24 protein-coding genes and 2 pseudogenes are annotated in these 18,350 nt (G+C 70.1%); 17 read left to right on the top strand and 9 right to left on the bottom strand.

The window, feature by feature from the left end; genetic code table 11:
- Positions 1–38 precede the first annotated feature (38 nt).
- Positions 39–704, top strand: coding sequence for a HEAT repeat domain-containing protein (locus ACSP97_RS02145; protein ID WP_440556182.1), 666 nt, complete (start codon positions 39–41; stop codon positions 702–704).
- A 3-nt stretch (positions 705–707) separates the two neighbouring features.
- Positions 708–1,712 (top strand): HEAT repeat domain-containing protein, encoded by a 1,005-nt coding sequence (locus ACSP97_RS02140; RefSeq protein ID WP_440556181.1) that lies wholly within the window; start codon positions 708–710, stop codon positions 1,710–1,712.
- A 202-nt stretch (positions 1,713–1,914) separates the two neighbouring features.
- On the opposite strand, the gene ACSP97_RS02135 is transcribed toward ACSP97_RS02140, so the two are convergent.
- The gene (locus tag ACSP97_RS02135) at positions 1,915–2,592 is read right to left on the bottom strand and encodes a hypothetical protein (protein ID WP_440556180.1); all 678 of its coding nucleotides are present in this window, start codon (positions 2,590–2,592) and stop codon (positions 1,915–1,917) included.
- Positions 2,593–2,646: 54 nt separating this feature from the next.
- On the opposite strand from ACSP97_RS02135, the gene ACSP97_RS02130 reads away from it, so the two are divergent.
- Entirely contained in the window at positions 2,647–3,183 is a 537-nt protein-coding gene (locus tag ACSP97_RS02130; RefSeq protein WP_388289785.1) for a hypothetical protein, read from the top strand.
- Between the two features lie 183 nt (positions 3,184–3,366).
- Here the strand turns inward: ACSP97_RS02130 and ACSP97_RS02125 are convergent, their stop codons facing one another.
- Positions 3,367–3,963 carry a TetR/AcrR family transcriptional regulator gene (locus ACSP97_RS02125; RefSeq protein WP_355524769.1) on the bottom strand — a complete coding sequence of 199 codons (597 nt, stop codon included), beginning with the start codon at positions 3,961–3,963 and terminating at the stop codon, positions 3,367–3,369.
- Between the two features lie 112 nt (positions 3,964–4,075).
- Between ACSP97_RS02125 and ACSP97_RS02120 the strand changes: the two genes are divergently transcribed.
- The 4 genes and pseudogenes from ACSP97_RS02120 (at position 4,076) to ACSP97_RS02105 (ending at position 7,215) form a co-directional block, all read left to right on the top strand.
- On the top strand, positions 4,076–5,086 hold the full coding sequence (locus tag ACSP97_RS02120; protein ID WP_355524766.1) for an NADP-dependent oxidoreductase: 1,011 nt from the start codon (positions 4,076–4,078) through the stop codon (positions 5,084–5,086).
- A 226-nt stretch (positions 5,087–5,312) separates the two neighbouring features.
- A pseudogene (locus ACSP97_RS02115) lies at positions 5,313–6,138 on the top strand (IS5 family transposase).
- Positions 6,139–6,197: 59 nt separating this feature from the next.
- Positions 6,198–6,968, top strand: coding sequence for a transposase (locus ACSP97_RS02110; RefSeq protein WP_440556179.1), 771 nt, complete (start codon positions 6,198–6,200; stop codon positions 6,966–6,968).
- Positions 6,969–7,053: 85 nt separating this feature from the next.
- Positions 7,054–7,215 (top strand): hypothetical protein, encoded by a 162-nt coding sequence (locus ACSP97_RS02105; RefSeq protein WP_440556178.1) that lies wholly within the window; start codon positions 7,054–7,056, stop codon positions 7,213–7,215.
- A 7-nt stretch (positions 7,216–7,222) separates the two neighbouring features.
- Here ACSP97_RS02105 and ACSP97_RS02100 read toward each other — a convergent pair whose 3' ends face one another.
- Positions 7,223–7,315, bottom strand: a complete 93-nt coding sequence (locus ACSP97_RS02100) for a hemopexin repeat-containing protein (RefSeq protein ID WP_440558540.1) — start codon at positions 7,313–7,315, stop codon at positions 7,223–7,225.
- Positions 7,316–7,453: 138 nt separating this feature from the next.
- Between ACSP97_RS02100 and ACSP97_RS02095 the strand changes: the two are divergent.
- Positions 7,454–7,582 (top strand): annotated as a pseudogene (locus tag ACSP97_RS02095) (IS5/IS1182 family transposase); the annotation flags it as partial.
- A 15-nt stretch (positions 7,583–7,597) separates the two neighbouring features.
- Here ACSP97_RS02095 and ACSP97_RS02090 read toward each other — a convergent pair.
- On the bottom strand, positions 7,598–8,071 hold the full coding sequence (locus ACSP97_RS02090) for a MarR family winged helix-turn-helix transcriptional regulator (protein WP_355524758.1): 474 nt from the start codon (positions 8,069–8,071) through the stop codon (positions 7,598–7,600).
- A gap of 57 nt (positions 8,072–8,128) precedes the next feature.
- Here ACSP97_RS02090 and ACSP97_RS02085 point away from each other — a divergent pair, with 57 nt between their 5' ends.
- Together ACSP97_RS02085 and ACSP97_RS02080 are read left to right on the top strand one after the other, a co-directional pair.
- A complete protein-coding gene (locus ACSP97_RS02085; RefSeq protein WP_440556177.1) occupies positions 8,129–8,995 on the top strand; it encodes an alpha/beta fold hydrolase in 867 nt (288 codons plus the stop codon).
- A 247-nt stretch (positions 8,996–9,242) separates the two neighbouring features.
- Entirely contained in the window at positions 9,243–10,229 is a 987-nt protein-coding gene (locus ACSP97_RS02080; protein ID WP_440556176.1) for a helix-turn-helix domain-containing protein, read from the top strand.
- 56 nt (positions 10,230–10,285) lie between these two features.
- Here ACSP97_RS02080 and ACSP97_RS02075 read toward each other — a convergent pair whose 3' ends face one another.
- Positions 10,286–10,456: a hypothetical protein gene (locus ACSP97_RS02075; RefSeq protein ID WP_440556175.1), complete on the bottom strand. Its 171-nt coding sequence runs from the start codon at positions 10,454–10,456 to the stop codon at positions 10,286–10,288.
- 186 nt (positions 10,457–10,642) lie between these two features.
- On the opposite strand from ACSP97_RS02075, the gene ACSP97_RS02070 reads away from it, so the two are divergent.
- The 3 genes from ACSP97_RS02070 to ACSP97_RS02060 all read left to right on the top strand — a co-directional run bounded on the left by ACSP97_RS02070 (position 10,643) and on the right by ACSP97_RS02060 (position 13,167).
- A protein-coding gene (locus ACSP97_RS02070; RefSeq protein ID WP_440556604.1) for an IS5 family transposase occupies positions 10,643–11,457 on the top strand; the annotation gives its coding sequence in 2 pieces (ribosomal slippage) (positions 10,643–10,991 and positions 10,991–11,457; 816 coding nt in all).
- 50 nt (positions 11,458–11,507) lie between these two features.
- Positions 11,508–12,367, top strand: a protein-coding gene (locus ACSP97_RS02065; protein WP_440556174.1) for an IS5 family transposase whose coding sequence is annotated in 2 segments (ribosomal slippage) — positions 11,508–11,849 and positions 11,852–12,367 — 858 coding nt in all. Because the reading frame shifts where the segments join, the coding sequence is not laid out codon by codon here.
- A gap of 602 nt (positions 12,368–12,969) precedes the next feature.
- Complete coding sequence (locus ACSP97_RS02060) at positions 12,970–13,167, top strand: hypothetical protein (protein ID WP_440556173.1); 198 nt, start codon at positions 12,970–12,972, stop codon at positions 13,165–13,167.
- Between the two features lie 220 nt (positions 13,168–13,387).
- Here ACSP97_RS02060 and ACSP97_RS02055 read toward each other — a convergent pair whose 3' ends face one another.
- Together ACSP97_RS02055 and ACSP97_RS02050 are read right to left on the bottom strand one after the other, a co-directional pair.
- Complete coding sequence (locus tag ACSP97_RS02055; protein WP_440556172.1) at positions 13,388–13,942, bottom strand: hypothetical protein; 555 nt, start codon at positions 13,940–13,942, stop codon at positions 13,388–13,390.
- Entirely contained in the window at positions 13,923–14,363 is a 441-nt protein-coding gene (locus ACSP97_RS02050) for a GNAT family N-acetyltransferase (protein WP_440556171.1), read from the bottom strand. Before ACSP97_RS02050 ends, ACSP97_RS02055 begins: the two co-directional genes overlap by 20 nt.
- 134 nt (positions 14,364–14,497) lie before the next feature.
- Here ACSP97_RS02050 and ACSP97_RS02045 point away from each other — a divergent pair, with 134 nt between their 5' ends.
- Positions 14,498–15,466, top strand: coding sequence for an SDR family NAD(P)-dependent oxidoreductase (locus ACSP97_RS02045; RefSeq protein ID WP_440556170.1), 969 nt, complete (start codon positions 14,498–14,500; stop codon positions 15,464–15,466).
- 86 nt (positions 15,467–15,552) lie between these two features.
- Entirely contained in the window at positions 15,553–15,891 is a 339-nt protein-coding gene (locus ACSP97_RS02040; protein WP_440556169.1) for a hypothetical protein, read from the top strand.
- 87 nt (positions 15,892–15,978) lie between these two features.
- Here ACSP97_RS02040 and ACSP97_RS02035 read toward each other — a convergent pair whose 3' ends face one another.
- Positions 15,979–16,194 (bottom strand): hypothetical protein, encoded by a 216-nt coding sequence (locus tag ACSP97_RS02035; protein ID WP_355147145.1) that lies wholly within the window; start codon positions 16,192–16,194, stop codon positions 15,979–15,981.
- Positions 16,195–16,368: 174 nt separating this feature from the next.
- On the opposite strand from ACSP97_RS02035, the gene ACSP97_RS02030 reads away from it, so the two are divergent.
- On the top strand, positions 16,369–16,917 hold the full coding sequence (locus tag ACSP97_RS02030; RefSeq protein ID WP_355529252.1) for a GNAT family N-acetyltransferase: 549 nt from the start codon (positions 16,369–16,371) through the stop codon (positions 16,915–16,917).
- 46 nt (positions 16,918–16,963) lie between these two features.
- Here the strand turns inward: ACSP97_RS02030 and ACSP97_RS02025 are convergent, their stop codons facing one another.
- On the bottom strand, positions 16,964–17,890 hold the full coding sequence (locus ACSP97_RS02025) for a hypothetical protein (protein ID WP_440556168.1): 927 nt from the start codon (positions 17,888–17,890) through the stop codon (positions 16,964–16,966).
- 163 nt (positions 17,891–18,053) lie between these two features.
- On the opposite strand from ACSP97_RS02025, the gene ACSP97_RS02020 reads away from it, so the two are divergent.
- Entirely contained in the window at positions 18,054–18,341 is a 288-nt protein-coding gene (locus tag ACSP97_RS02020; RefSeq protein WP_440556167.1) for a heavy-metal-associated domain-containing protein, read from the top strand.
- The last annotated feature ends 9 nt before the right edge of the window (positions 18,342–18,350 follow it).

Raw genomic sequence — 18,350 nt, 5'->3', positions numbered from 1 at the left:
GTGACAAGGACTTCACTGCGGCCCAGGAGGTGGTCCCCATGACCCTGACCCCGCCGCACAAGGTCAAAGTTCTGCAAAGCCTGGAGCACGACGACTCCTCGGTCCGGCTGCGAGCGGCGCTGGCGGCCGGTACGACCCCGCACCCGGGGTTCGTCGGCAAGCTCGTCGAGCGCTGCGGCAACGAACCCGAGTTCCCCGTACGCGAGATGCTGACGTGGGCCCTCACCCGGCACGCGGCCTCGGCGACGGTCCCGGCCCTGCTCGCCGAACTCCGCTCCGCGCACGCGCAGGCGCGCAGCCAGGCGCTGCACACCCTGTCCAAGATCGGGGACCGGCGGGCCTGGCCGGCGATCACCCCGGCGCTGCTGTCGGACGCGGACGACGAGGTGGCCCGCAGCGCCTGGCGGGCGGCGGTCGCCCTCGTACCCGAAGGCGCGGAGCACCGGTTGGCCGTAGTGTTGGCGGCACAGCTCGGGCGCGGCGGGCACGAGACCCAACTCAGCCTCAGCCGCGCGCTGATCGCGCTCGGCGAGGTGATGCTGCCGGTGCTGGACGCCGCGACGACGGATACCGACCCGCGGGTGCGCGCCCACGCACTCGCCACGCAGCGGCTGTGGCGCGACCCGGAGGCCGGATTCGGGTTCGCGATCGAGGAGGCGAAGCGCGTGGTGGCCCTCGGCGGGGCCGGCCGGGAGGGGCGGTAGACGGTGCTGATCGGCGATGTGGCGCGACGGTCCGGAGTCAGCGCCCGCATGCTGCGGCACTACGAGTCGCTCGGCCTGGTGCGGCCGACGGGCCGTACCGGATCCGGCTACCGCGAGTACTCGAGCGAGAACATCCGGCGCGTCTTCCACATCGAGAGCCTGCGCTCGCTGGGGCTGTCGCTGAGCGAAGTCGGGCGCGCGCTCGACGACCCGGGCTTCGCGCCCGCCGGGCTCGTCGAGGACCTCGTCCGCCGGACGCGCGAGCGCATCGCGGCGGAGACGGAACTGCTCACACGGCTGCGCCGGATCGGTGCCGCGGAACCCGCCGACTGGGAGGACGTCCTCCAGACCGTCGCGCTCCTCAAGGCCCTGAGGTCGGACAGCGCGGGGGCCCGGCAGCGGGCGGCCCTGTCCGCGGCGGAGGAGGCGCCCGTGCCCGTCGAGGCCCTGGTCGAGGCCGCGCTGGGCGAGTCGGACCCGAACGTCGCCGGGGCCCTGCGCTGGGCCCTGGCGCACGCGGGCGGGGACGCGCCCGCACTGCTGGCCGAGGGCCTCGCCGCACCCGAGGCCGAGGTGCGCGAACGCGCCGTCCGCGCCCTCGCCGAGATCCCGGACGACACGGCGACCGCACTGCTGCGGGACGCCCTCGCGCACCCCGACGGCGCGGTGCGCGGCCATGCCGCCCTGGCCCTCGGTGCGCGCGGGGTGGCCGAGGCGGTCCCGACGCTGCTCGACATGGTCGTCGAGGGCCGGAACGACACCGACGCGTCCGACGCGCTGAGCACGCTGGCGAGCGACCCCGCGCGGGCCGAACGGATCGCCACCGGCCTGGTCGACCGCCTCTGCGACGGCGGCCCGGGCCCGGCCGCCCGCCGCCGGCTGGCACAAGCGCTCGCGGACATCCCGGGAACCACGGCCTCGCACGCCCTCACGACCCTCACCGCCGACGAGGACCGGGCCGTTGCCCTCACGGCGAGGTACGTCCTCGCCCTGCGCGCCGCGGGGTAGCCGACGCGCCGCACCGGCCGCCTCCGTGCGCGTCGTCCGGGGGCAGGCCGGGCACGTCGGCGCGGAAGGGACTGATCAGCAGCCGTACGGCTCCCCGCGCGTGTGGTCGGCCGGACGCGGTTCGTCGGTCAGGGCGCGCAACCGGGCCTCTGGCGCGACGGGATGACCGTGGCCCGCCGTCGCCGAACCCGCGCCGCCGCGTTCACCAGTCGATGTGCGCGGTGATCCAGGTCTCCAGGGCCTCCTCGTGCTCCGCGCCGGCGGGCGGCAGGCCGGGGGCGCAGGACAGGGGGGTCTGGGAGAGCTGGAGGTGGGTGAGGTAGCCGTAGGGGCCCTCGTCGGACGACGGGCCGAGGATCAGGGCGTGGCTCGGGGTGCGCCAGATCCGGTGGGTCAGCGCGAGGCCGAAGCCCACGGTGTGGTCGGACACCAGGGTGCGCTCGGGGTCCGCGCCGAGCGCCTCGGTCACGGCCCGGGCCGCCTGCGCGAGCACGGCCTCGCAGTCCTGGTCGGTGGCGGGCCGCCGGGAGCGCCAGCCGGGCGCCCGCTCCCAGCCTTCCATGTACCCGTTCAGCCAGGTCGCGTTGGCCATCGACGCGTCCTGCGGATCGGCGGGGTACACCTCGCCGAAGACCAGGAACGCGCGGTCCTTTCGATTCCCGAACGGGCTGAAGCCCTCGCTGCACAGCACATGCCCGTACCCGGTGCGGAAGGAGTCGCGGACCAGCTCCGCCTCCCACTGCCAACCGCGCCGCCGCAGCTCCTCTTCGACCGTGTCGTCGTCCTCGTCGGCGAGCGGCACGAACGGCAGCGCGACCAGCTCCGCGACGGCGTCGACGGTCAACGGGCAGTGGGCGAGGGCGTGGACAGCTGTCGGCATGCCGATCACCCTAGAGGCCGTCCCTTCGCGCGAGGACGGCGATACCGTGTGGCCATGTCGGCGTTCATCCAGCAACTCCCCGCCCTGATCGGCGTGGTGATCGGTGCCCTCGGGTCGTACTGGGCGAGTGCGCGCGGCGACCGTGCCCGCTTCCGCCGTGAGCAGGCGGCCCGTTGGGACGAGCGGCGGCTGGCGGCCTACTCCGACTACGCCAGGGCGCTGAAGAAGAGCGTCACCCTGGCCTACCGGATCGCGGCACACCTCGGCAACGACCCGCACCCCCACCCCTTGTCACCCGAGGAGGCGGCAGCCGCCGTGTCCGCCGCCACCGATGCCCGGGACCCGGCCGGGGAGGCACTGCTGATGCTCGGCACCCGGGACGTGGTGGAGAAGGCCCGCCAATGGGTCGTCGTGGTGATGGAGATGGAGGCGTTCCTGCGCGCGGGGACGCGGGACCCGGACGCCTGGGCCGGGATGCTCGCACGGCAACGCGCCGCCCGCGAGGGCTATTACGCGGCCGTCCGCCACGACCTGGCCCTGCCGCCCGGCCACGCCGCCGACTGGTCCCTGGTCCCGTCGCGGAATCCCTGAGGTCCGTGCACCGGCAGCCTGGCGACCGGTCGCGGAGGCGGGCGTCCCCCGACGGGATCGCGCGGGCGGTCTTCACCAAGTGACGCCGCGCCGGCGCGCGGAGCCGGACGCGAGCGAGCCACGCGGCACGGCGGACTCCGGCACCAACCGCGCGGACCCACCCGCGAAGTCCGCGACGACGGATCACGGCGCGCTGCCGCGCTCCACGGCCGTGCCCACGGCGTCGCCGCTCGCCGCGCCGGTCAGGATCCCGCTCACCACGACCTCGAAGAGGTGGTCGGCGCGCGGCGCCGTGGCGGGTTGGTCGCCGAGCCACGCGAGCGATCCGGCCAACGCGAAGAGATCGGTGCCGTCGATGTCGGTGCGTGCCAGGCCCGCGCGTTGGGCACGGGTGAGGAGTCGCGTGCCGGCCGCGCGCATGGTGACGCACGAAGTGTGCAGCGCGGACTGTTCGTCCTCGATGGCGGTCATCATCGCCGTGACGGCGCCGCGGTAGTCCCGGGCGCAGACGACGAAGTCGCGCAGCCACGACACCAGCGCGTCGCCGGGCAGGTCCGACGTCTCGAGGGTGTCGGCCTTTGCCGTCAGCTCGTCGAAGCTCGTGCGGAGCAGGGCTTCGAGCAGTGCCTCGCGTGTCGGGAAGTGACGAAGCAGCGTCGCGAGTCCCACACCGGCCCGGCGCGCGATGTCGCGCAACGACGCGTCGACGCCCTGCTCGGCGATGGCGGCGCCCGCGACGGCGAGCAGGTGGTCGCGGTTCTTCCTGGCGTCGGCGCGCATCGTTCTCCCTTGACTATCCGGATCAGTGGTCCGTATATTCGGATCAGTGGTTCGGATATGCGGACCACTGATCCGGTTGATTCTATCTCGCGGTGCGAGCAGGAGAAGAGCGATGCCGACACACACGATGAGGGCGATCCGGCTCCATGAGCACGGCGGCCCCGACGTCCTGCGGTACGACGAGGTGCCGATGCCCGAGCCGGGGCCGGGCGAGGTGCTCGTCCGCGTGCGCGCGGTCGGCGTCAACCCTCCCGACTGGTACCTGCGCGAGGGCATGTCCAACCTGCCCCCGCAGACGAGGCCGAAGTTCGAGCTGCCGGTGATCCCGGGGACGGACCTGTCGGGTGTCGTCGAGGCCGTCGCCGCCGACGTGGACGGCTTCGCCGTCGGCGACGAAGTCTTCGGCCTGCTGCGCTTCCCCGGCTTCGAGGGCAGTACGTACGCCGAGTACGTGGCCGCGCCCGCGTCGGACCTCGCGCTCAAGCCGGCCGGTGTCGATCACGTGCAGGCCGCCGGAGCGCCCATGGCCGGACTCACCGCGTGGCAGTTCCTGATCGAGGTCGGACACGACCACCCGTCACCCTTCCAGGCGGCGAGGCACCGCCCGGTACCGCTCGGCGCCGATGCGACGGTGCTCGTCAACGGCGCCGCCGGCGGGGTGGGGCACCTGGCGCTCCAGCTGGCGAAGTGGAAGGGCGCACGGGTCATCGCGGTGGCGTCGGGCGCGCACGAAACGTTCCTGACCGGGCTCGGCGCCGACGAGTTCATCGACTACACCAAGAGCCGACCCGAGGAACTCGTACGCGACGCCGACCTCGTCCTCGACACCGTCGGCGGTCCCGACAGCAGGCGACTGCTGCGCACCCTCAGACGCGGCGGTGCGCACTTCCCGGTGTTCTTCGGCGAGTTCGACGAAGAGGAGACCGCGCGGCTGGGCGTCACGGTCACGGGCACCCAGGTCCGCTCGAACGGCGCGCAACTCGCCGAGCTGGGTCGACTGCTGGACGCGGGCACGGTCAGGGTCGCGATCGACAGCACCTTCGCACTCGCGGACGCCCGTGCGGCGCACGAACGGGCCGCCCGGGGGCACCTCCAGGGCAAGATCGTACTCACCGTCGCCTAGTACTCCAGCAGCGGATCGTGTCCTGAGCTGGTGATCGTCGTTGTCCTGGCCTGGAGGGTACGACTGAAGTCGGTTGCTGAGCTGCAGAGTTGGAGGCGGTGTTCGCCCGAGCGGCGGGCCGGTTCGGGCGGGCGAATCTGCGGTGGCGGATGCGCGGTCCGCTGGGCCAAGCGGCACGGAAGGACTCCTGCCGCTGTGTCCGTCCGAATAGCTGATCACCGATGCGATGGGGGACCGGATCGAGCCGCTGATGCCTGCCGATCCGGTCCACGGGCGGCGATGGGCCGACCACTGCGGCACTCTGAGGCCATCGCGTGGAAGTACCGCGCCAACTCGCCCTGGCGAGACCTTCCTGACGAGCTCGGCTCGTTCCAGACCGCTCACAAGCGGCTGATCAGGTGGGCCGTCGATGGCACCTGGGAGAGGAACCTCTCAGCGGTCCCGGCGGCGGACGCCGACGACGACCTCCACTGGACGGTGTCCGTGGACTCCACGGTCTTCCGGGCCCACCAACACGACGCCGGAGCACGCAAAAAAGGGGCGCCCCCCTCCGGCGAGCCCGCCGATCAGCGCTCGGACGCTCCCGCGGCGGACTGAGCACCAAGGTCCACCTGGCCGCAGACGGCCGAGCACGGCCCCTCGCCTTCACCGTCACCGCAGGCCAGGCAGGCGATGTACCCGCATTCGAGACGGTCATGTCCCGCATCCGAGTGCCCCGCACCGGTCCGGGCAGGCCCCGGACCAGGCCCCTGGCCGTTCTGGCCGACCGCGCGTACTCCTCACGTGCCATCCGCAGCCACCTGCGGCGCCGGGGCATCCGCGCGGTCATCCCGCAGCCATCCGACCAAGTCGGCCACCGCCCGCGGCGAGGCCGGCTCGGCGGCCGCCCGCCCAGCTTCGACAGCGAGGCGTACAAGCAGCGGAACACTGTCGAGCGGTGCATCAACCGCCTCAAGCAGTGGCGCGGCCTGGCTACACGAACCGACAAGCTCGCGATCGCCTACCAGGCAGCCCTCCACCTCGCGGGCATCCTCATCTGGACCCGACGCTGACCAAAGAGACAGAACCTAAAGGGCGTTGCACAAGGCCGTGAGCTGGGCATCTCTTAGGTATGGCCGCGGTGTTACGTGCTGAACGAGTGTGGGTGGAGACGTTCACGGGGCTGCGGATGACGCAGTTTTCGGGTCTGTTGAAGGTGGTGCGGGAGCGGGGCGGCAACGGCACTTTGCGGGGCCGGCCGTGGTCGTTGCCGCTGGGCGAGCGGGTCTTGATGGTCGCGGTGTATTACCGAACGAACCTGACCATGCGGCAGCTGGGCCCGCTGTTCGGCGTCTCGTCCTCCGCGGTGTGCCGTGTGATCCAGCGGCTGGGGCCGTTGCTCGCCCTGGAGCCCGTCTCCCGCCCCTCTGACGCCCCAGAGCGGATGTGGATCGTGGACGGCACGCTCATCCCGGTGCGCGACCGTGGCGTGGGCGCCTCCTCCCGTAACTACCGGTTCTCGGCGAACGTGCAGGTCATCGTGGATGCCGAGACCCGCCTCGTGGTGGCAGCAGCCCGGCCAGTGCCCGGCAACACCGCCAATGCCAGGGCATGGCGGGACTCGGCTCTGGCCGAGCACTGCCGCGGCGTGACTGTGCTCGGCGACGGCGCCTATATCAGCACGGGTCTGGTCGCCCCGCATCGCAAACGCCCCGGACGAGCACTACTGAAAGGCGAGGAAGAGGACAACGCCGCCCACCGCAAGGTCCGCGCACGCGTCGAGCACGTCTTCTCCCGGATGAAGAACTACAAGATCCTCCGCGACTGCCGGCAGCGCGGCGACGGCCTCCATCACGCAGTCCAGGCGGTGGCCCGCATGCACAACCTCGCCCTCGCCGCATGATCGCCCAGACCAACAGCCCGCCTCAGGTTGCTTGATCACGGCCTTGTGCAACACCCTTTAGTTCGTCCGGCTCGACGAGCCAGTCATGGCGCGCCCGACCCAGCGTGATGGTGAAGGAGTCGATCTGCTCGCGGAGCGTGCGGAGATCGGCCTGGGCCGCGCCGGTGTCTTCAAGGAGCTGTTCGCGGCGGCGCTGCCACTGCTCGATGCCGGTCTCGGTAGACCGGGCTCGACTTCCAGCCGCTAAAAGATCTCTAGCGGACTCGGCCGGGCAGGCCGGGCCAGTTCGATCCGATGGGCAGCGGGTAGCCGGCGTCCACCTTGTCCGCGGCGATGTCGTAGCGCATGTACTGGTAGTCGTAGGCTTTGCCGTTGTTCCACACTATTTCGGCGTCGATCCGGTCACCCCACAGGCCCGGCCAGTTGCCGGCAATTGGCTTCGGGTAGCCGGGGTCGACCCGTTGCGTAGCGGGGTCGTGGCGGTCAACGAGGTCGAGCGGACCATCAACCGGCTCAAGAACTCGCGCGCCGTCGCCACCCGTTACGACAAACGCGCCTACGTCTTCCACGGCACAGTCACCGCAGCAGCAATCCGCTTATGGCTCCGCCCGTGATCCGCCGGACAGTGCCTAAGGCACGTCGACATCGTCGAAGAGGGCGAGCATCCGGGTCAGAACGTGCAGGCACGCGTCCACGTCGGCGCCGGTGAGGTCGCCGGTCACCTGCCGCAGGGCCGCGTGTTCGCGGGCGTGTACCGCGGTGATGGCCACCGTGCCTTCGGCGGTGAGCCGGATCAGTGAGGACCTCTGGTGGCTGGGGTTGGGGATGGCCTCGACCAGGTGCTGCGCGGCGGCATCGTTGACCATGCGCTGCACGAACTGACGGCTGAGTGTCTGGGCACGGCCCATTTGAGGGACGGTCATGGGTCCGTGTTGGCGCAGCAGATCCAGGACGGCGCGCACGCCGACGGACAGCCCCTCGATCGGCTCGGCCTGTTCCACCTTGCGGTGCACCCGCCGGTACAGCGGCCCCACCAGGGCGAACACCTCCGTCAGTCGGTCGGCGAGCTCGTCTGGCGGCAGTGGGGTGTCGGTACCTGTCATCCCCCAAGAATGACACCTCGGTTGCCAACTTTCGATGATGATGACACCTTGGTTGTCATGGATGCCTTCGCCGAGCACTCCGAGATGCTTGCGTTCATGACCTCTGACGGAGCCCTCGCCTATCGTGACACCGGCGAGGGGCAGCCACTGGTGTTGCTCCATGCCGGGTTCTTCGATCACAGCATGTGGGACGAGCAGATACGGGCGTTCGCCCCGCACTACCGGGTCATCGCACCGGACGCCCGCGGACACGGCGCATCCTCGAACGCGACCCGCCCGTTTCGTCCGGCAGGCGATCTGGCAGCGCTGCTGCGCCGTCTGGATGTCGGGCCAGCGGTGCTCGTCGGAGTCTCGATGGGCGGGGGCACCGCGGTCGACGCTGCGCTAGAACATCCCGAACTTGTTCGCGCCGTGGTGGTCAGCGGCGTGGGGACCAGCGAACCGTACTTCGAGGATCCCTGGAGCCTGGAGGTCCTGGGAGAGCAGAACCGTGCACTGGCAGCCGGCGACATCGAGGGCTGGCTGAACGGGCACGTGCGCTTCGCTGCAGGCCCGCACCGCTCGCCCGGTGATGTTGCCGCGGACGTTGCGAACCGCCTGCGCGCGATGGCGTCCCGGACGATCTCCAAGCACACGGCCGGCGAACCGGACCATCGCGTACCGGTTCCGCAGACCTGGCGGCGTGCAGCGTCTATCGACGTTCCTGTCCTGGCGATAAACGGTGCCCTCGACGCGAGCGACCACCTTGCGATGGCCGAGCGTCTGGTCCACGCGGTACCCGACGGCCGCGCGGTGTCCGTGGAGAACACCGCACACTTCCCCCACATGGAGCGACCGGCCGAGTTCAACGCCCTCCTGGCCGACTTCCTCGAAACTCTCCCGCATCCTGGCCCGAAGGGAGACCCGATGCGCTGCTCAACATGACAAGACAGTTAAGAGCTACCTCACCGACCGCCACTTTAGCGCCTCGAAGATCTGCATTCCCGCCAGGCTCAACCAGCGCGACGCGAACCCGTGAGACTGCATGGCCACAAGAAGAGCTGTTGGCCCCGGTCGACGCGCTGTGCATGGTGACTGCGCGCCGAGCTTAACCCGGCCGGCGCCTGCTGCGCCGGTGGACGGAAGCCCCCGGGCAGCCGCAGGGCTTCCCCCTCAATTCCAGAGGAGAGGAATGCTGATCGAGAGGACTTTCAGCACACAGGACGTAATCGCGTCAGACCGGTTTGACTGCTGGCGTGAGCACGTCTTACGGACGTATGCACCGGCCGAAGTCCACAGTGATCACGTAGCCAACTTCGCGGCGTCGCAGCGCATCGTGAACCTGGGGGACGTACAGCTGTGGACGATGGAGCACCCTTCGATGACCCTGAGTCGGACTGAGAAGCTGATACGGCGGTCTGATCCAGAGTTGTATCATCTCTCGCTCCCCTTGCAGGGAACCATGAGGCTCACCGGATTCGAGCACGAGGCGGCCTTCGAACGGCACGACCTGGTTCTCCATGACACCTCGCGACCTCACCTCATGCGGGCGATCACCGGCCATGGCGAGAGAGCCATCCAAGGAACAGGGCTCCTCATCCCGCGGAAGCTGCTGCCCCTGCCGGAAAATGCCGTTGACAGACTGATCATGAGGCGGCTGCCGGGACGTGAGGGCCTAGGCGCATTACTTGCCCAGTTCCTCACCCAAGTCGCCGGGGACACCAGCTCTTACCGGCCCGACGACGGTACGCGCCTGGGGACCGTGGCAGCCGACCTCCTCACCGCACTGTTCGCTCACGCCCTCGATGCAGATGGTTCACTCCCCCCGGAAACCCGCCGGCACACCCTCGTGCTGCGCATCCGGGCCTTCGTTCAGCATCATCTTCACGACCCGCAGTTGACCCCTGGAGCCGTAGCCGCCGCGCACCACATCTCCGTCGGCTATCTGCACCGACTCTTCCAGCAGGAAGACCACACACTCGCTGCCTGGATCCGCTGTCAACGGCTGGAGCGCGCGCGCCGCGCGCTCGCCGACCCTGCGATGCGCGACACACCTATCCATGCCATCGGTTCCTACTGCGGCTTCACACACGCATCTGACTTCACTCGTGCCTTCCGCACGGCGTACGGGATCCCGCCAAGGGAGTACCGTCATCAGGCCGCGCGCATCGTGGCGTAGACGCATTACCAAGAAGGCGGTCACTCGCTGCCAACGACATCCTCGCCAGCCACCCGTCAGTCTATGAGTGATGACGATCCGAAGAACGGGGATGGCGTGAACCACATAAGGATGATCGGCCAAAGCTTCGGTGTGCTTTTGGCCGCAACTGGCCTCACGATCGGCGCGGCGTCGATGTCGAACGCCGCCTCGGCGGCGAACACCATGACCGCCAGTTGCTCCACCACCGGTGCTTCCGGCTCGTCGGTTTCAGTATATGGATCCGACCCGTGGGGCGAAGTGAAAGTGACCCTGCGTGTGAAGGACACGTCGGCCGACGGTCACCACGTCCGGGTGCGATACCTCACCAAGGGCGACAGCGGATTGGTGTATAAGACCGTGTCCTACATGGCCAGTTGGTCGTTGGTTCGGTTATGGGGAGTGGGCGGTGGGGATGGATCGTTCCGGATGGCTTATGGGAGATCGCCAGGCCGCTGCTGCCGCCGGCGCGGGTGCGTCCGCAGGGCGGTGGGGTCGCGAACATCGATGACGAAGCGGTGTTCGCCGCGATCATCTATGTGCTGGTCAGTGGCTGTGCCTGGCGGGCGTTGCCGCCGTGCTTCGGGGCGTCGAAGTCGACCGTGCACCGTCGGTTTCTCATCTGGTCCCGGGCTGGTGTGTGGGGACGACTGCACCAGAAGGTGCTCCAACTCCTGGACGGTCAAGACCTGATCGATCTATCCCGAGCGGTCCTCGACTCGGCCCATGTCCGCGCTAAAAAAGGGGCGAACTTGCAGGTCCGAGCCCCGTGGACCGGGGTAAGCCCGGTTCCAAGATGCATGTCCTGTCGGATGCGAACGGACTGCCCCTACGCGTCGGACTCTCGGCGGCCAACACCCACGACAGCCTCGCCCTGAAGCCGATGCTGTCCCATTTCCACATGGGACACGAATCCCATGCGAACGATTCCAAGCCTGGGCGGCTTCACGCCGACAAGGCCTACGACGTCCCTCACCTGCGGCGATGGCTATGGGGCAAGCACATCGGCGTCCGCATCGCACGCAAGGGCATCGAGTCCAGCGAGCGGCTGGGCCGCCGCCGCTGGGTCATCGAGCGCACGATGTCCTGGCTGACCGGCTACCGACGTCTCAACCACCGCTACGAGCGTCAGCCAGGCAACTACCTGGCCTTCCTCGGACTCGCCGCCGCCCTCTGCTGCTACAAGCGACTCCTCAAACGGACCATGTAGGACACGGTCTAAGACGGTGTCTTGATTGGTGGAAGCTCGTTGTCTGTCGTATGGGGATAGTTGAGCGGTTGGTGCCAGACGCGCTGTGGGAGTTGTTCCAACTGGTGGTGCCCAAAGTATCGGTGCGTCCGCAGGGCGGGGGCCGGCGCCGGTGTGACGACCGTGCGGTGCTGGCCGCGATTGTGTTCGTGGCCACCTCGGGCTGCACCTGGCGGCAACTCCCGCCAGTGTTCGGTGCTTCCTGGCAGACGGTGCACCGGCGCTTTACCGACTGGTCGACGGCCCGGGTGTGGGCCAAGCTGCACCGGGTGCTGCTGGATCGGCTCGGTGCGGAGGGAGAGGTGGACTGGTCGCGCTGCGCGATCGACTCGATCAGTCTCCGGGCGGTCAAAGGGGGCCCTTGACGGGACCGAATCCGACTGATCGTGGGAAGAAAGGTTCGAAGATCCATGTCATCTGCGACCGCACTGGTCTGCCCATTTCGGTCGGCATCTCCGCCGCCAACCTGCACGACAGCCAGGCACTGGTGCCGCTGATGCAGGGTATTCCGCCGATCCGCTCCCGCCGAGGTCCCAGGCGTCGCCGCCCAGCCAAGCTCCACGCCGACAAGGGCTACGACTTCGACTACTTGCGCAACTGGCTGCGACGGCGACAGATCGTGCCGCGCATCGCACGCCGCGGCAAAGAGAACTCCGGCCGCCTCGGTCGGCACCGCTGGGTCATTGAACGCACGCTGTCGTGGCTGGGCGGCTGCCGACGTCTGCACCGCCGCTACGAGCGCAAGGCCGAGCACTTCCTCGCGTTCGTCGGTCTCGCCAGCGCTCTGATTTGCTACCGGCGACTGCTGGAATCAACGATTCTGAGCAGCAACGCTGGCGAACAGAACAGCCGCAGCGCCGAGAACGAGTAGGTGAACGGACCCGGCGATCCACAACCGCAGGCCCATCAAGCCGCCACCAGGTACAACCGCTGCGCAACCACAGAGCCATGCCCCGCGCCGCCCGGCTTGGGCAGTGCGAATCCCGGACGATCCGAAGTCATCACCCGAGAACATCACATGCGCCCCGAGCCAGACGATAAGCATGGCCGACACCGGAAGAAGCACGATCGCGAGCCCAAGATCCAACCACACCGAAGGACGCTGCATGTCCGCCAGCATGCCGCGCCACCCTCAGACGCACCTGAGTATGGGTACTCATCCCGCACGCCAACTGAGACAACCTCTAAGTGGAAGTGGCACTCCAACACTGACGGCGGTGGCACCACCAAGGAGTGGGAGACCACCGCCTGGAGCACCTACGGCATTTATGAGAAGGGCGTCGAGGTCGCCCGTTTCGAGGGTGACACGCTGCTCAACTCCTGTGTCGACTGGGGGTGACCTAACCTCCATCTTCCATGACGGCCCGTCGGATTCTCCGGCGGGCCGTTTCAGTCAGGGCGGTTGCACGTTTGAATTGCTGCATCACAGGCAAGCACGGCCTGTCCGTCTCGCAGCATGCTATGGACCCCCAGTTGGTTGTCAGCGAGCTGGTCACCAACGCCCACAAGTGCGCCCCCGGCCCGGTGCTGCTCGACCTGCGGATCACCGGTTACACGGTCGAGGTGGTCGTGTGGGACTCCGACCCGACCCTTCCGATCGCGTGGGCCGCAGACGGGACGCGAGCTGACAGAGTGCGTCGGTGGTCGGTGCTGTGGCCTGGTGCGCAGTGAGCGGGCGGCCGAAGCCGCAGACGGACCGCTGGGCGGCCACATCCTGCCTGCCCTCGCCCATCAAGCAGTCGACCTCGGGCACCCACGCTGGCTGACCGCCGGACGGCAGTCCCTCCTTCACCTGCGGGACGATCCCGGCTGCGCCGGGAGTCGTCGGTCACGGGCGGTCCGGGCCGTGAACCCGGCGCGTGTTCTGCTCGTGCCTTCGTCGCGGGACCGGCTATGCCGGCTTGAAGTGCGCCAGGATGGCCAGATCGGTGAGGCGCGGCAGCAGCGCCGCCGCGATGTACCTCATCCGGCCGATGTTGGTACGCGGGTCGTAGCCCAGGATTTGTATGAGCGTTTCGTGGCGTGCTTGCACGGTGGAGGGGTGCATGCCCAGTGCGGCGGCGGAGCGGATGCTGTCGGCTTCCACCAGCGTGCGGAGCACGTCCACGGAGCGCGTATCGAGCCCGGCGAGAGCCCGCACGCCGTGGTGCGGGTGCTGCGGATCGTACGCCTGGGCCAGCAGGAGCGTCGCTCCGAGATCGGTCGCGTCGACGGCCGGTGCGGAGTCGTCCGTCAGCCGAAGCGCGATGATCGCCGCGTCCCAGCACTCGGGGCATGGCCAGCACGCACCCAGGTGCCGAACGAAGACATCCAGTGTGGCTCTCAGAAGCCCGTACCGAGTCGGCACGATCGCGGAGGGCGCGCTGAGCTCGGCGGTGTGTACGGCAGCGAGATGCACGACACCACCGTCCTCGTTATCCCTCACTTCAAGGCTGCCTCGATTCATCGTCGCGCCTGCGACGACTGCCGATCGCGCGGTTGTCCTCCTCCACGGCGAGTTCCGCCCTGCGCAGGCCGCGGTCCTTGATCCGCTGCTCGGCGGCGCGGATCAGCAGCGTGCCCAGACCGCAGGACTGGAGCGCCGGGAGCACGGCGAGCTGCCACAGGGTGCCCGCCCCCTCGGAAGCCCGGTAGTCGATGCCGCCGATCGCCACGGGCAGGTCGGTGGGGGTGCACACCGCCAGGTAGTCCACCTCGCCGGCCGCGGCCCGGACCAACTGCCGCTCGATCTGCCGCACATGGGTCGGCGAGCCCGACCAGCCGCAGGCCGGAAGGTCGCGCGGGCGCAGGTCGCGGACGCCGACGGGTATGACGACGTCGACACCGGGGCCGGCGGATTCGGGCGGAGGGGTCACGGTCCCGAGCATGCCGAGCGGCGCGGCGGCACGGCAACCCGTTTGTTCCGCCGCCCCGGGCCCCGGGTCAGCGGGGCCCCGCCGCTCGCACACGGCCCCGTGCGCCGCTTGACTTCGAGGGCACTCCAATTCGTAGCGTTCCGGGCATGACTACCGCACAGCACAAGATCGGATCCGGTTTCGGTGCCCGCAGCACGGCGGACGACGTTCTGCGGGGCATCGATCTGACCGGCAGGCTCGCCCTCGTCACCGGCGGTTATTCCGGCATCGGCCTGGAGACCACGCGCTCGCTCGTCGGGGCCGGCGCCCGGGTGGTCGTACCGGCGCGCCGGCCGGACACCGCCGAGCGGGCGCTGGACGGGCTGCCGGGCGTCGAGGTGGACGAGATGGACCTCGGCGACCTGGAGAGCGTACGAGGGTTCGCCGAGCGGTTCCTCGGCTCCGGGCGGACGCTGGACATGGTCATCAACAGCGCCGGAATCATGGCGTGCCCGGAGACCCGGGTCGGACCCGGCTGGGAGGCGCAGTTCGCCACCAACCACCTCGGGCACTTCGCCCTCGTCAACCGGCTGTGGCCGGCGATCGCGCCGGGCGGCGCCCGGGTCGTCTCGGTGTCCTCCCGCGGCCACCATGCCGGCGGCATCCGCTGGGACGACGTCAACTGGCGCCACGGGTACGACAAGTGGGAGGCGTACGGCCAGGCCAAGACCGCCAACGTGCTGTTCGCCGTCCATCTCGACAAGCTCGGTCGGGGCGCGGGCGTCCGCGCCTTCGCGCTGCACCCCGGCGGCATCCTCACCCCGCTCCAGCGGTACCTCGGCAAGGAGGAGCAGATCGAGCGCGGCTGGATCGACGAGAACGGCAACGTGCTCCACCCCGAGGCCTTCAAGACCCCGCAGCAGGGCGCGGCCACCCAGGTGTGGGCGGCGACCTCCCCGCAACTGGACGGACTCGGCGGTCTCTACCTGGAGGACTGCGACGTCGCCGAGCCCGCGCCGGCCGACGGCGAGCGCGCAGGGGTCAAGGACTGGGCGATCGACCCGGAGCAGGCGGCCCGGCTGTGGGCGCTTTCCGCGGAGCTGACCGGGGTCGACGCGTTCGCGGACCGCTCGTAGCGGCCGGCGGGTGCCGTCCGGCCGGGACCGGGCGCTAAGGTCGGTACCGGAACGGACAAGTGTGCGAGTGGGGATCGGTGAGTTCCGTGAAGCGCGGAGTCGGCCTGCTGGGCCTCTTCCTCATACCGCTGGTGTGGGGGGCGGTGGATCTCGTGAGTTCCCTGACGGCCTCGTCGCAGGTCCTGTGCCCCGGCGAGAACGTGGGCGCGGACGGGGAGGAACGCCCGGGGCCGATGCGGCCCGGCGACAGCCGGTGCTCGGTGCTGGACGGGTCCCACGCGGTGGCCACCCGCACCTACGAGCAGCAGCGGTGGGTGCAGTCCGACGCACGGCACGAGGACGCCGGGAACGGCGTCCTGCTCATGGCGTACGGCGCGACCGGGGCACTGCTGACGTGGCGGTACTCGCGGGCGGTGGGGGCGTGACCAGGACGGCTCGGCCCGGGGTGCGACCAGGCGGCTCGGGCCGTGGCGCGAGGAGGACGCCTCGGAACCAGGCGTGACGAGGGCGGCTCAGCGCGGGCGCCCCGACGCGCCGGGGGAGGTGTCCGCCGACTCCGCCTCGGCCGCCCGGCACGCCGGGCAGATGGGCCGGGCCCGGCGGCCGTAGCGGTGGGTGAGGCCGTGGCAGCGCGGGCAGTAGCCGACCTCGTCCGGCAGACAGCCCAGCAGGTGCGCGGCGGCGGTGCGGTCCGTGGCGGGATCGATGCGCCGCGGCATCTCCTCCATGAGTGCGAAGGTACGTCCGGTGCCGAGGCACGGCAGCTCGGGACGGGCACCGGCGGTACCCGGGTATAGCCGGATCGCCCGTTGTGCGGGCGGTGACATGGGACCTGTCGGAGCATGGGCCGGCCCGCCGCACCCGTGGACCGGTCGTCCACCGCGGCCGATTAGGCTCGTTCGATGTTCGAAGGAAAGCTGGTAAGACTTCGCGCGCTGCGTTCCGAAGACGCCGCGCACCATGTCCGATGGCGCAACGACCCGGAGGTGGTGCGGTGGGCGGCGGCCGGGGACCCGTGTTTTGGCCCGGTCACGGCGGAGGCGATCGCACTCGGCTTCGAGACCATGCTGCGGCTGAGCCCGAGGGAGTCGGCCGTGTTCACGGTCGAGGAGCTGGCCGGCGGGAGGGTGATCGGCATGGCCGACTACCGCGACCTCGACCCCTACGCCGGAGTGGCGACGCTGGGAGTCACCATCGGCGAGCGGGAGTTCTGGGGCCGCGGCCACGGCAGTGACGCGTTGCGGCTGCTCGTCACCCACCTGTTCGGCGCGTACGGTCTGCGCCGGCTGGAGCTGGACACCTGGAGCGGCAACGAACGCGCCGTGCGCGCCTTCTGCCGACTGGGCTTCCACGAGGAGGGCCGCCGCCGGTCGGCTGTGCTGGTCGAGGGGGAGCGCTACGACCGCGTGCTCTTCGGAATGCTCCGCGAGGAGTGGACCGACCCCGTGTGACGCGACGGACGCGCCGCGCCTCCGATCCGCGAGCACGATGCGCCGGTCAGTGCCCGTCCGCCCCTCCCGTCGCGTGCACCGTGAACGCCGCCGTGTGGACCTTCCCCTCGTGCCGGAAGTCGAAGAACAGGCGGTAGGCGCCCGCGCTGGGGGCCGTGGCCGCGAAGGAGACCCGCGGCCCCGGGGTGGTCGCGCCGTCGCCGGGCTCGCCCGTGGGGTGGACGTGGAGGTAGGCGAGGTCACCGGAGCGCAGGGCGACGAGGTGGCCGTAGGCGCCGAGGTAGGGCTGGAGGTCGCGCACCGGGCGGCCGTCCTTGGAGACGGTGAGGGTCAGCGGGGTGGCCCTGCCGGGGACGGGCGTGCCGGTGAGGGTCACCTCGTAGCCGTCCACCTCGGCGGTCGTACTGTGACCGGGCAGCGCCGCCGGCGTGTAGTGCCCGGAGACGGCCAGGTCGGCGCCCAGGACCAGGGGTTCGCCGCCCTTCGGCTGGAAGTCGGCGATGACGCGGTAGCCGCCCGCCCGCGGCAGCTCCACGGACGTGGACCACGTGCCGTCGGCGGCCCGCGCCGGATGCAGATGGCGGTAGACGGTCAGATCGCGCGCGGCGACGATCAGATGGAGCTCCTTGCCGTGCTCGCGCTCGTAGGCGGTGACGTTGCGGCCCGTGCCGTCGCGCACGACGGCGAAGCTCAGGTTCGTCTGCCGGCCCGCCGCCACCCGCGACGTCTTCAGGGCGAGCGTGTAGCCGTCCTTGGAGACCTCCAGGCCGCCCGGTGCCATGTCGTGGTCCATGGACGGCATGCCGGGCATGGACGCCATGTCGTCATGGCCGCCGTCCGACGCGTGCCGCATGGCATGGCCGCCCTTCGGTTGCGGGGTGATGGTGCCCACGGTGTCGCCGACGCCGTACGCCGTGCCGAACGTCGCGGCGAGCGCGGCGGCGAAGACGGTGATCCGCAGTGCGGTGTTCATGGCCAACTCCTCGTCCGTCTCGGTCGCTTCGGGTGCGGCCGACCGTGGCCACACCATACCCCCAGGGGGTATGAAGTCAAACCGGCTCCAGGCTTGCGCCTGATACGGGTGGGGGGTATACATGGAGCCGTTCGAATATACCCCACGGGGGTATCGAGGAGTCATGTGGGAGGTTCCCGTGTCGAACTGCTGCACCCCTGACGGCAGCTGCCACGCCGACGCCCGGGCCACGGTCGTCTACAAGGTCGAGGGAGTCGGCAGCGCCCACTGCCAGGGCGTCGTCGCCGACGCGGTCGGCGCGCTGGACGAGGTCGCCGCGGTCGAGGTCGAGATCGGCACCGGCCTGGTGACCGTGACCCCCGCCGCCGCGGCCGACGAGGCGCTGGACGCGCTGGTCGCCGAGGCCGTCGACGAGGCCGGCTACGACTTCGCGGGCCGGGCCACCGTCTGATCCCGCTCC

The organism is Streptomyces sp. SCPE 10, from assembly GCF_051980735.1.
Classification (GTDB): Bacteria; Actinomycetota; Actinomycetes; order Streptomycetales; family Streptomycetaceae; genus Streptomyces; species Streptomyces misionensis.
The sequence above is the reverse complement of the archived record's forward strand: the minus strand, read 5'-3'. Positions and strand labels throughout refer to the sequence as shown.